The sequence below is a fragment of the Pseudomonas sp. P5_A2_2 genome (genome assembly GCF_054177685.1).
The window spans coordinates 1-11,765 of sequence record NZ_JBGCUL010000071.1; the positions used below are offsets into that span (position 1 = coordinate 1).

Consider the following 11,765-nt stretch of genomic DNA (forward strand, 5'->3'; position numbering starts at 1 on the left):
CCAGTTGAATAAAGCCGTTGAGGTATTCCCGGGCCCGCTGCGGTCGCGCCATGGCGGTGCGACGCTGAATCACCTGGCGGCTGACCCACACCATGATCACACTGACCAGCGAATGCATGAGCATTTCCCGCGCCGGTTGATGGCTGGTGTATTCGTTCTGCAGGGCACTGAACAGGCTGTTGAGGTACTCGGCGTCCTTGCCTGCCGGGTAACTTTCGGCCTGGGCCAGGGCATTGACCGAGTGTCCCAACTGCATTTGAAGGTGCGCGATCAGCGGCGCGGCCAGGGTCACGACAAAGCCTTCCACGTCTTCGGAAAAACGAAAGCCGTGCACCGACAGCGGTGGCAGGATCTGGATCGCCGGTTCCACCAGTTGCGTACGTTGGCCTTCGATTTCAAGCTCTGCCTGACCTTTGAACACGAAGAGCAACTGGCACAAATCAGCGTGGCGGTGGGGTTTGATTTCCCAATGATGTTCGCGACTGCGTTTGGAAATGGTTTCACAGTGCAGCAAGTCCGGGGTCGGCCAATCCAGGCTTTCACCGTAGAGCTTGAACACCGGAATCGAAGGCAGGTCAGGCTTGTTCATCACTTCAATCCAGGTCTCGGAGTAGATGACGGGCGATAATCGCACCGATTGGCAGAATGTACAGGTATCGGCTCAGTTTTCACCTTCAATTGACAGACTCGCAAGGGAAAAATGCAAGCACTCGATCCATAAAAATCATTCACCGGCCCTGGTCGCGTGGAGCTTGCGAGTCATAAAAACAATGAAAACGCTGAAAACCCAAGTCGCCATCATTGGCGCCGGCCCTGCAGGCCTGTTGCTCGGCCAATTGCTGCACAACGCCGGTATCGACACCGTCATTCTAGAACGCCAGGCCCCGGACTATGTGCTCGGCCGAATCCGCGCCGGCGTACTTGAACAAGGCATGGTAGAGCTATTGCGCCAGGCCGGCGTGAGTCAGCGCATGGACGCCGAGGGACTGGTGCATGGCGGCTTCGAACTGGCCCTCGACGGGCGCCAGGTCCACATCGATCTGCACGCCCTGACAGGTGGCAAAACCGTGATGATCTACGGCCAGACCGAAGTCACCCGCGACCTGATGGCCGCTCGTCGGGAGGCCGGCGCGCAGACGATTTATCAAGCCACCAACGTCGTTCCCCATGGCATGAAAACCGATGAAGCGTTTGTCACTTTTGAGAAGGACGGTGAGACCTGGCGACTCGATTGCGACTACATCGCCGGTTGCGACGGCTTCCATGGGGTGGCGCGGCAATCGATTCCCGCCGACAGCCTGAAAGTCTTCGAACGGATCTATCCGTTCGGCTGGCTCGGGATCCTGGCCGATACCCCGCCGGTCCACGAAGAACTGGTCTACGCCCGCCATGAGCGCGGTTTTGCCCTGTGCAGCATGCGCTCGCCGACACGCACCCGTTACTACCTGCAAGTGCCCACCAGCGATCATGTCGATAACTGGTCGGATCAACGCTTCTGGGACGAACTCAAATCGCGACTGCCACAACAGTTGGCGGACAAACTGGTAACGGGGCCGTCCATCGAAAAAAGCATCGCGCCACTGCGCAGCTTCGTGGTCGAACCCATGCAGTACGGGCGCATGTTCCTGGTCGGAGATGCCGCGCACATCGTCCCGCCCACCGGCGCCAAGGGCCTGAACCTGGCGGCCAGTGATGTAAGTACGCTGTTCAACATCCTGCTCAAGGTTTACCGCGAAGATCGCCTTGATCTGCCGGAGAAATACTCGGAAATCTGCCTGCGCCGGGTGTGGAAGGCCGAGCGGTTTTCCTGGTGGATGACCTCGATGCTGCACCGATTCGACGACCACGATGCCTTTAGCCAGCGCATTGCCGAGTCGGAACTGGACTATTTCATCGACTCCGAGGCGGGTCGAAAAACCATTGCGGAAAACTACGTCGGGCTTCCGTACGAGACTATCGAATAGCTTGCTATCGACTTACACTGGCGAGCATTCCCGCTCGCCTTGCCTCGTGCGGGTCAATCACTGCCCGCAGGTTTTCCCGTGACCAATCTCCACCAGCCTGAAACGCTCAAACCCGCCATCCGCAGCGTGCTGATCGCCCTGATGCTGGCGATCTTTCTCGGGGCGCTGGACCAGACCATCGTCGCCGTTTCGATGCCGGCCATTTCCGCGCAATTCAAGGACGTCAGCCTACTGGCCTGGGTGATTTCCGGCTACATGGTGGCCATGACCGTGGCGGTGCCGATCTACGGCAAACTGGGCGACCTGTACGGGCGGCGCAAGCTGATGCTGTTCGGCATGGGCCTGTTCACCCTGGCATCGGTGTTCTGCGGCATGGCCCAGAGCATGGAGCAACTGGTACTGGCGCGGATCTTCCAGGGCATCGGCGCCGGCGGGATGATTTCGGTGAGCCAGGCGATCATCGGTGACATCGTGCCGCCACGGGAGCGCGGTCGTTATCAGGGCTATTTCAGCAGCATGTACGCGGTGGCCAGCGTGGCCGGCCCGGTGCTTGGCGGCTACATGACCGAATACCTGTCCTGGCGCTGGGTGTTTTTGATCAACCTGCCGCTGGGCCTGGGTGCCTGGCTGGTGGCTTACCGTACGCTGGTGGGCCTGCCGATTCCGCAACGCAAACCGATCATCGATTACCTGGGCACCGTGCTGATGATCATCGGGCTGACGGCGTTGTTACTGGGCATCACGCAGGTCGGTCAGGGCCATTCCTGGCGCAGTGCCGAAGTGCTGGCGCTGCTGGCCAGTGCGGTGCTGGTGCTGGGGCTGTTCGTCGTTCACGAGCGGCGGGCACGGGAGCCGTTGCTGCCCATGCATCTGTTCGCCAACCGCAACGCGATCCTGTGCTGGTGCACGATTTTCTTTACCAGTTTCCAGGCCATCTCGCTGATTGTGCTGATGCCATTGCGCTTCCAGAGCGTAACCGGTGCCGGTGCCGACAGCGCCGCCCTGCATTTGCTGCCACTGGCCATGGGTTTGCCGATTGGCGCGTATTTCGCCGGCCGCCGTACTTCCGTGACCGGGCGCTACAAACCGATGATCCTTACCGGTGCTGCGCTGATGCCCATCTCGATTCTTGGCATGGCGTTCAGCCCGCCGCAGGCATTCGTCGTGAGCAGCCTGTTCATGTTGCTCTGCGGGATTTCTTCCGGCATGCAGTTCCCGACGTCATTGGTCGGCACGCAGAACTCGGTGGACCAGCGCGACATCGGTGTCGCCACCAGCACCACCAATCTGTTCCGTTCGCTGGGTGGTGCCGTGGGTGTGGCATTGATGTCGGCGCTGCTGCTGGCGCTGTTGCAGGATTCAAGTTTTGCGCACCTGACCGGTTCGTCGCTGATTGCCGAAGGCAGTTCGGGGAATGTGTTGCTCGACGGGTTGAACGCCGCACCGGGTGAGGCACAGAACGCCTTGCGCGCTGAGCTGTTGCTGACGTTCCGGCACTTGCTGACGGTCAGTGCAGTGGTGTCGCTGCTGGGGTTGGCGGCGGCGATTGCCATGCCGAACATGTTGTTGCGCGGGCGCGAGGACAAAGTTCGATAGGCAGGCCGTACTGCGGCCTTCGCTGGCCGATGCGCAGGTAGTAGACATGCTTGTGGCGAGGGAGCTTGCCCTCGCCACTAAATGCTCATTAACAGTCGACTACTGCCGGGCGCGCAGTTGCTGCTGCAAGTTCTGGACCTGCGCCTGAAGGGTGTTGATGTTGCGGGTGACCTGGCTGCGGAACGCATCGAACTCGGCAGTGTTGGTCGAGCCCTGTGCGGCAGCCGGACGGTTGTCCTGCTGGCTCTTGAGCACGATCATGTCCTGCTCGAGACGCTCGATAGCAGCGCTCGGGTTACCTTGTTTCTTCAGCGCGGTGATATCGGCGCCCAGGCTTTTCAGCTGTGCATCGAGTTTTTCCGAATCGGACGGGGCACTTTTCAAGACGGCCAATTCAGCGCTCAAGGCTTTGACCTGGGCCTGCAACTGCGTATTGGCCGTCTGATGTTCGGTATCCTGGGCAGTCAACTGCGCCAGGCGTTTGTCCAGTTCGGTGGTTTGCGCGGTCATTTGTGCCAGTCGCTTGTCCAGGTCCGAGGCCTGACCGGCAACACCTTGCTGCTGGGCGCCCTGATCCTTGAGTTTGCTTTCCAGCTGGCGGATTTGCAGCTTCAAGGCCTCGCTGTCGGTGGTGACACTGGTCTGGCTGGCAACAACCTTTCCGGAAATGTCCTGCAGTCGCCCTGCCGCTTCCTCACTGATTCGCGCGAAACTTTCCTGGGTCGCCACCAGTTGCTGTTCCATCAGGGAAATCTGCTGAAAGCTCCACCAGGCCAGGCCCGCGAACGCAAAGAACAGCGCCCCGACCAACGCCCACAGGGGGCCGGTGCTCGGCGCCTTGACCTTTACCACCGGCGCCGTGCGCGAATGCACGACCGTGCGGGCAGTGGGCGGAAAATCGTCATCGAGAACGTCTGCACGCAAGCTCGGTACATCGTCAAAGTCGTCGTTGGCATCGTTACGCATGGACATTGAATAAACCTTAGTGAAACACATGATGGCTTTATGCCGCGCAGTATAAACCCCACAGCCGTAACCATTGACCCTGAAGCCCCGTATCCGGTTCAGTAAGGGGTCGTTGTTCTAACGTCAGCGAATAGCCTGAGCCTTCCACCAGCCACAGAATTCATCGAGGGCCGCCCAGAGGCTGACCTTGGGATCGTAATCCAGATAATGCCGGGCGCGGCTGATGTCCAGGGTGAAATTTTTGTTCATGACCTGCATGCCCAGACGCGACAGCGTCGGTTCGGGACGCCCCGGCCACAACTTGCACACACCCTCGTTGAGCGCCGCCACGCTGTAGGCCAGGCCGTAGGAACGGTGGCGGGTTACCTGTGGGACTTCCATGTTGCGCATGACGTAATTGACCACGTCCCACAGCGGAATCGGCGTGCCGTTGCTGATATTGTAAGCCTTGCCCAACGCAGAACCGCTGGCCAGCAAACTGCTGAGCAATGCCTCGTTGAGGTTTTGCACACTGGTGAAGTCAACTTTGTTCAGACCGTTGCCGATGATTGCCAGGCGCCCCTTGCGCTGCATGTTCAACAGGCGCGGGAAGATGCTCATGTCGCCAGCCCCGGTGACGAAACGCGGGCGCAGGGCCAGGGTTTCGAGGCCGAACTCCTGGGCGCCGAAGACTTTTTGCTCGGCCAGGTATTTAGTGGCAGCGTAAGGGTGTTTGAAGCGCTTGGGTACCTGTTCTTCGGTCAGGCCCAGGTGATCGCGACCATCGAAGTAGATCGACGGCGACGACAAATGCACCAGCCGCCGAACCCGTTGCTTCAGGCAGGCTTCGACCACATTCTCGGTGACCTGGACGTTGCCCTGATGGAAATCCTGATAACGCCCCCACAAACCGACGGCACCGGCGCAATGCACCACGGCCTCGACGTCCGAACACAGTTCGCGCGCCAGTTCCGGGTCGCTCAAGTCACCCGGGATGAACTCGGCTCCGCGGCGTACCAGATGCTCCACACTCTCGGCCCGGCGACCGTTGACCCGCACGTCCAAGCCCTGCTCCAGGGCAAAACGCGCAAAGCGCCCGCCGATGAAGCCGCTTGCGCCGGTAACCAGAATCTTCATGAATTGCTCCGAATTTTTCGTTTTGCGTATTACGTGAGGTCTTGACGCTGCGCGTCAGTCCAAGGGCACCAGCCACTGCTTCGATGCGCTGACCAATTGATCGGTGAGCAGCCCCAGCAGCTGGCCGCCATTACGCCAATGATGCCAGTACAACGGCACATCGATCGGCTTATCTGGCAGCAGCTCCTGCAATACACCCCTTTCCAGTTGCTCGCGCACCTGCAGTTCCGGAACCAGCCCCCAACCCAGCCCGGCTTCCGTCAGACGAATGAAACCTTCGGAGGACGGGCATAAATGGTGTTCGAAACCGCCCTCGACGCCGAGGGACGCAAGGTAGCGATGCTGCAGGAAATCGTCCGGGCCAAACACCAGCGCCGGGGTGCGGGCCAACTGATCGGCGCGTACGCCCTGCGGAAAGTGCCGGGCAATAAACGCGGGGCTGGCCAGTGCCCGGTAACGCATGGCCCCCAGCAACACGCTGCGCGCACCCGCCACCGGACGCTCGCTGGCGCAGACGCAGGCCGCCACTTCACCGGCGCGCATGCGCTTGAGGCCGACGGTCTGGTCTTCGACCACCAGATCCATCAACAGATGCTGTTCCGCGCAAAACGCCCCCACGGCCTGCGCCCACCAAGTGGCCAGGCTGTCGGCATTCAGGGCGATCCGCAGGCGTTCCGGCAGGCCCTCTTCATCCAGCGCCGGCACCAGGCTTTGCAAATCCCGTTCAAGCAAGCGCACCTGCTGCACGTGGTTGAGCAGCCGCCGACCGATTTCCGTCGGCGTCGGCGGCGTGGCCCGCACCAGCACCGGCTGGCCAACCCGCGCTTCCAGCAGCTTGATGCGCTGGGAAATCGCCGATTGCGACAAACCCAGCACCTGGGCCGCCCGTTCAAAACCGGCCTGTTCGACCACGGCGGCCAGGGCAGAAAGCAATTTATAGTCGAACATCAGTTTTCCTAATGAGCGATCAGCAAGATTGGTTTTTCTTATACAACCTTCACAAGGACAATGACCAGCACGAACTCTTGAACAAGGATCACCCACATGGCTGGCGAAACTTCATTGGCAACGCTGCTGCGCAGCATGAGCCCGCAACTCAACGCCGGCGAATACGTGTTCTGCACCCTGCGCGACGGCAAGTTGCCCAAGGATCTGGAGATTGTCGGCAGCTTTCGCGAGCAGGAAGGCCTGACCGTGATTCTCGAACGTTCCCTCGCCGAAAAAGCCGGATTCAGCTTCGACTACATCGCCGCCTGGATCACCCTGAACGTGCATTCGGCCCTCGAAGCGGTCGGCCTGACCGCCGCGTTCGCCACCGCATTGGGCAAGGCCGGAATCAGCTGCAACGTGATTGCCGGCTACTACCACGACCATTTGTTTGTCGGTCAGGCCGACGCCGACCGTGCCCTGCAAGTACTGCGGGATCTGGCAGCCAACGCGGAGTAAAAATCATGTGGCAAAGTTATGTGAACGGGCTGCTCGTGGCCTTCGGCCTGATCATGGCGATCGGCACCCAGAATGCGTTTGTGCTGGCGCAAAGCCTGCGGCGTGAACATCACCTGCCGGTGGCGGCGCTGTGCGTGGCCTGCGACGCCCTGTTGGTGGCCGCCGGGGTATTCGGCCTGGCGACGGTGCTGGCGCAGAACCCGACGCTGTTGGCCATCGCCCGTTGGGGTGGCGCAGCGTTTCTGTTGTGGTATGGCAGCCAGGCACTGCGCCGGGCCTTTTCGAAACAGAGCCTTGAGCAGGGCGAGAGCCAGACCGTACGCTCGCTGCGGGCGGTCATGCTCAGCGCGCTGGCGGTGACCTTGCTCAACCCGCACGTTTATCTGGACACCGTTTTGCTGATCGGCTCCCTGGGCGCACAACAAACCGAGCCCGGCGCTTATGTAGTAGGCGCGGCCAGTGCCTCGCTGCTGTGGTTTTTCACCCTGGCGCTCGGTGCGGCATGGCTGGCACCGTGGCTCGCCCGCCCCAGCACCTGGCGAATACTCGATCTGTTGGTGGCTTTGATGATGTTTGCCGTAGCGCTGCAGCTGATCGCGGCCATCTGATTGGCGCAACCTCTATTCCACACAGTTGTTGCGTGGTTATGCCGCCCCCCCGGTGCTATGATCCGACTCCCTGCGCCGCAAAGAGTACAAACTCCCCGGCGCTTGTCTGGCCGCCCGTGATCGGCCTTGCGCTCACCGCAACTGACCTGATTAGGAGAATCATTATGGCTTTCGAATTGCCGCCGCTGCCGTACGCACACGATGCCCTGCAGCCGCACATTTCCAAGGAAACCCTGGAATTCCACCACGACAAGCACCACAACACCTACGTCGTGAACCTGAACAACCTGGTGCCAGGCACCGAGTTCGAAGGCAAGACCCTGGAAGAAATCGTCAAGACTTCCTCGGGCGGTATCTTCAACAACGCCGCTCAGGTCTGGAACCACACTTTCTACTGGAACTGCCTGGCGCCAAACGCTGGCGGTCAACCAACCGGCGTACTGGCTGAAGCCATCAACGCGGCCTTCGGTTCGTTCGACAAGTTCAAGGAAGAGTTCAGCAAGACGTCCATCGGCACCTTCGGTTCCGGTTGGGGCTGGCTGGTGAAGAAAGCTGACGGTTCCCTGGCCCTGGCCAGCACCATCGGCGCCGGCAACCCGCTGACCAACGGCGACACCCCGCTGCTGACCTGCGACGTCTGGGAACATGCTTACTACATCGACTACCGCAACCTGCGTCCAAAGTACGTCGAAGCGTTCTGGAACCTGGTCAACTGGAAGTTCGTGGCTGAGCAGTTCGAAGGCAAAACCTTCACCGCTTAATCTCGACGCCAGTCAAAAGAACCCGGCTTTTTAGCCGGGTTTTTTATTGCCCGGGATTTTCAGCGTTCGGCAGAGCCCCTTCGCGAGCAGGCTCGCGATGAACGACGAAGCGGTCAACCTGACTGAATACCTATCCCTGCGGATCGACGTTATCCAACGCACGATTCACCGCCAGTTCCGCCAGCATGATGATCTGCGCAATGGCCAACGCCGTATTGCGCTGAGGGCCGGTCAGGAAGGTGGCGAAATCACTCGCCATGACATTGGCCGAAGCCAATGACTCACAAGCGTGGGCCAGCAGGGATTCGGTGTCCATGTCCGGGACGATCATGAACATGGTGTTCGGGGTATAGGGTTTGGCTGTATTTAAGGGCGGATCGGGGATTAACTTATCCACTGAAATATTCCTATGCGGTGGGTGCCACCCATTGCCGTTCTCACACGGCAAAGAGGTGGCAGCTATGTGCGAGGTGAGAAAACCGGTCATAGGCACCCGGCCAGACAAAAGTCTGCCCGCACACAGCCGCCATAACGCATTTACAAACAGCGGATAAGCTGGCGGCAATTATGCGGATACTGGCACTGGATGACTATGACTTGCCGGGTTCTCACACCCGATCGCTGAGTTTTCAGCGACAGCCAAAGGCTATTCAGCCCGCTTCCGACGGGCAACCTGAAAACTGCGTGGGAAACTTCTGGCGCTTTCCTACACCGCTAACCAGCAAAAACGTAACGCGGAGCGTCTCTGGCAGCATTCCCACGCGGGAACGTGGGAACGATCAGCTTAGAGGCGTGGGAGATTGGTCGGCTGGCAGGCCTGGTTCTTCATGCGTACGCATTTCCCTGTAGGAGCTGTCGAGTGCAACGAGGCTGCGATCTTTTGGCTTTATTACCTACAAACAAGATCAAAAGATCGCAGCCTTCGGCAGCTCCTACGGAGTAATACATCCGCGAAATCAGGTCGGCTATCTGGCCGCCTGAGCGAGCAACCCAGGACAATTTCCCACGATGAAACAAGTCTTGCCCTCCTTGCCCCAACGCCCCGGACGACTAACATCAAACAAAAGGAAAATATCTCCACTCCTGCCCCTCAAGTTGAAGGACTCGACAACCGACACAGTGCTAATAGGCTAACTCGCCAGGACAACTGCAAATCGGCCAGGCTGAAGGCAAAATCCCCCAGGGATGATTGTCCCTTTGACTGCCATCACGGGATTGCCAATACTCATGGCAACTTGATGCTACCCGCACGGAACAAGGAATAACCCTTTGAAGCTGGAACTCAAGAACAGCTTGTCGGTGAAGTTGCTCCGGGTCGTGCTCCTGTCGGCATTGATCGTCGGCGTGGTCTTGAGCTGCGCCCAGATTGTGTTCGATGCCTATAAAACACGCCAGGCCGTCGCCAGCGATGCCCAGCGCATCCTCGACATGTTTCGCGACCCCTCGACCCAGGCTGTATATAGCCTGGACCGGGAAATGGGCATGCAGGTAATCGAAGGCCTGTTTCAGRACGCCGCCGTGCGCCAGGCCTCCATCGGCCATCCCAACGAAGCCATGCTCGCGCAAAAAACCCGCGAGTTGCAGCACTCCTACAGTCGCTGGCTGACCGACCCGATTCTTGGCAAGGAACGCACCTTCACCACCCAACTGGTCGGTCGCGGGCCTTACAGCGAGTATTACGGCGATCTGAGCATCACCCTCGATACCGCCACTTACGGCCAAGGGTTCATTGTCAGCTCGGTGATCATCTTCATTTCCGGCGTACTGCGCGCGCTCGCCATGGGGTTGGTGTTGTATCTGGTCTATCACTGGCTGCTGACCAAGCCGCTGTCGCGGATCATCAAGCACCTCACGGAAATCAATCCGGATCGTCCCAGCGAACACAAGATTCCGCTGCTCAAGGGCCACGAGAAAAACGAACTGGGCATCTGGATCAACACCGCCAACCAGTTGCTCGAATCCATCGAACGCAATACCCATCTGCGCCACGAAGCGGAAAACAGCCTGTTGCGCATGTCCCAATACGACTTCCTGACGGGACTGCCGAACCGGCAGCAATTGCAGCAGCAACTGGACAAGATCCTCATCGACGCCGGCAGACTGCAGCGCCGGGTCGCGGTGTTGTGTGTCGGCCTCGATGACTTCAAGGGCATCAACGAGCAGTTCAGCTACCAGACCGGCGACCAGTTGTTGCTGGCCCTGGCCGATCGCCTGCGCGGGCATAGCGGTCGCCTGGGTGCCCTCGCCCGTCTCGGTGGCGACCAGTTCGCCCTGGTCCAGGCCGATATCGAGCAACCCTATGAAGCCGCCGAGCTGGCACAAAGCATTCTCGATGATCTGGAAGCGGCGTTTGCTCTCGATCATCAGGAGATCCGCCTGCGCGCCACCATCGGCATCACGCTGTTCCCCGAGGACGGTGACAGCACCGAGAAGTTGCTGCAAAAGGCCGAGCAGACCATGACGCTGGCCAAGACCCGTTCGCGCAACCGCTATCAGTTCTATATCGCCAGCGTCGACACCGAAATGCGCCGCCGCCGCGAGCTGGAAAAAGACCTGCGCGATGCACTGATCCGCAATCAGTTCTACCTCGTCTACCAGCCGCAGATCAGCTATCGCGATAACCGCGTGGTGGGCGTCGAAGCCCTGATTCGCTGGCAACACCCCGAGCACGGCATGGTGCCACCGGACCTGTTCATCCCGCTGGCCGAACAGAACGGTACCATCATTGCCATCGGCGAATGGGTGCTGGACCAGGCCTGCAAACAATTACGCGAGTGGCATGACCAGGGCTTCAGCGACCTGCGCATGGCGGTAAACCTGTCCACGGTTCAATTGCACCACGCCGAACTGCCACGGGTGGTCAACAACCTGCTGCAGATGTATCGCCTGCCACCACGCAGCCTGGAGCTGGAAGTCACCGAAACCGGTCTGATGGAAGACATCAGCACGGCGGCCCAGCACCTGCTCAGCCTGCGCCGCTCCGGCGCGCTGATCGCCATCGATGACTTTGGCACCGGCTATTCATCCTTGAGTTATCTCAAGAGCCTGCCGCTGGACAAGATCAAGATCGACAAGAGCTTCGTTCAGGACCTGCTCGATGACGACGACGATGCGACCATCGTTCGGGCCATCATCCAACTGGGCAAGAGCCTGGGCATGCAGGTGATTGCCGAAGGCGTGGAAACCGCCGAGCAAGAGGCCTACATCATCTCCGAAGGCTGCCACGAAGGTCAGGGCTATCACTACAGCAAACCCTTGCCGGCACGGGAGCTGGGCGCCTACCTGAAGCAGGCCCAACGCAGTAACGC

General features: G+C 59.8%; 11 protein-coding genes. 6 read left to right on the plus strand and 5 right to left on the minus strand.

Translation table 11 applies throughout. From position 1 onward, the window contains the following. Positions 1–589 (minus strand): AraC family ligand binding domain-containing protein (locus ACXRVY_RS08315; RefSeq protein WP_458237235.1); only part of this gene is annotated, 589 nt, incomplete at its 3' end. A 181-nt stretch (positions 590–770) separates the two neighbouring features. Between ACXRVY_RS08315 and pobA the strand changes: the two genes are divergently transcribed. Next, complete coding sequence (pobA, locus tag ACXRVY_RS08320; RefSeq protein ID WP_223460019.1) at positions 771–1,964, plus strand: 4-hydroxybenzoate 3-monooxygenase; 1,194 nt, start codon at positions 771–773, stop codon at positions 1,962–1,964. A 78-nt stretch (positions 1,965–2,042) separates the two neighbouring features. Beyond that, positions 2,043–3,560: an MDR family MFS transporter gene (locus ACXRVY_RS08325; protein ID WP_223460017.1), complete on the plus strand. Its 1,518-nt coding sequence runs from the start codon at positions 2,043–2,045 to the stop codon at positions 3,558–3,560. Between the two features lie 99 nt (positions 3,561–3,659). Here the strand turns inward: ACXRVY_RS08325 and ACXRVY_RS08330 are convergent, their stop codons facing one another. The 3 genes from ACXRVY_RS08330 to ACXRVY_RS08340 all read right to left on the minus strand — a co-directional run bounded on the left by ACXRVY_RS08330 (position 3,660) and on the right by ACXRVY_RS08340 (position 6,590). After that, entirely contained in the window at positions 3,660–4,532 is an 873-nt protein-coding gene (locus ACXRVY_RS08330) for an ATPase (protein WP_223460014.1), read from the minus strand. A 117-nt stretch (positions 4,533–4,649) separates the two neighbouring features. Further along, complete coding sequence (locus tag ACXRVY_RS08335; RefSeq protein ID WP_223460012.1) at positions 4,650–5,642, minus strand: NAD-dependent epimerase/dehydratase family protein; 993 nt, start codon at positions 5,640–5,642, stop codon at positions 4,650–4,652. Between the two features lie 54 nt (positions 5,643–5,696). Beyond that, complete coding sequence (locus tag ACXRVY_RS08340) at positions 5,697–6,590, minus strand: LysR family transcriptional regulator ArgP (protein ID WP_223460009.1); 894 nt, start codon at positions 6,588–6,590, stop codon at positions 5,697–5,699. A 96-nt stretch (positions 6,591–6,686) separates the two neighbouring features. Between ACXRVY_RS08340 and ACXRVY_RS08345 the strand changes: the two genes are divergently transcribed. The 3 genes from ACXRVY_RS08345 to ACXRVY_RS08355 all read left to right on the plus strand — a co-directional run bounded on the left by ACXRVY_RS08345 (position 6,687) and on the right by ACXRVY_RS08355 (position 8,457). Then, positions 6,687–7,088 (plus strand): ACT domain-containing protein, encoded by a 402-nt coding sequence (locus ACXRVY_RS08345; RefSeq protein ID WP_223460006.1) that lies wholly within the window; start codon positions 6,687–6,689, stop codon positions 7,086–7,088. A gap of 5 nt (positions 7,089–7,093) precedes the next feature. Beyond that, a complete protein-coding gene (locus tag ACXRVY_RS08350; protein WP_223460004.1) occupies positions 7,094–7,696 on the plus strand; it encodes a LysE/ArgO family amino acid transporter in 603 nt (200 codons plus the stop codon). A gap of 164 nt (positions 7,697–7,860) precedes the next feature. Beyond that, on the plus strand, positions 7,861–8,457 hold the full coding sequence (locus ACXRVY_RS08355) for a superoxide dismutase (RefSeq protein WP_223460001.1): 597 nt from the start codon (positions 7,861–7,863) through the stop codon (positions 8,455–8,457). Between the two features lie 130 nt (positions 8,458–8,587). Here the strand turns inward: ACXRVY_RS08355 and ACXRVY_RS08360 are convergent, their stop codons facing one another. Then, entirely contained in the window at positions 8,588–8,854 is a 267-nt protein-coding gene (locus ACXRVY_RS08360; RefSeq protein WP_056726117.1) for a DUF6124 family protein, read from the minus strand. Between the two features lie 872 nt (positions 8,855–9,726). On the opposite strand from ACXRVY_RS08360, the gene ACXRVY_RS08365 reads away from it, so the two are divergent. Continuing rightward, positions 9,727–11,765 (plus strand): putative bifunctional diguanylate cyclase/phosphodiesterase (locus ACXRVY_RS08365; RefSeq protein WP_458237236.1); only part of this gene is annotated, 2,039 nt, incomplete at its 3' end.

Excerpts from the sequence above, each read along its gene's own strand:
- pobA (WP_223460019.1), top strand. The coding sequence starts at position 771 with ATGAAAACGCTGAAAACCCAAGTCGCCATCATTGGCGCCGGCCCTGCA.
- ACXRVY_RS08330 (WP_223460014.1), bottom strand. The coding sequence starts at position 4,532 with ATGTCCATGCGTAACGATGCCAACGACGACTTTGACGATGTACCGAGC.
- ACXRVY_RS08335 (WP_223460012.1), bottom strand. The coding sequence starts at position 5,642 with ATGAAGATTCTGGTTACCGGCGCAAGCGGCTTCATCGGCGGGCGCTTT.
- ACXRVY_RS08340 (WP_223460009.1), bottom strand. The coding sequence starts at position 6,590 with ATGTTCGACTATAAATTGCTTTCTGCCCTGGCCGCCGTGGTCGAACAG.
- ACXRVY_RS08345 (WP_223460006.1), top strand. The coding sequence starts at position 6,687 with ATGGCTGGCGAAACTTCATTGGCAACGCTGCTGCGCAGCATGAGCCCG.
- ACXRVY_RS08350 (WP_223460004.1), top strand. The coding sequence starts at position 7,094 with ATGTGGCAAAGTTATGTGAACGGGCTGCTCGTGGCCTTCGGCCTGATC.
- ACXRVY_RS08355 (WP_223460001.1), top strand. The coding sequence starts at position 7,861 with ATGGCTTTCGAATTGCCGCCGCTGCCGTACGCACACGATGCCCTGCAG.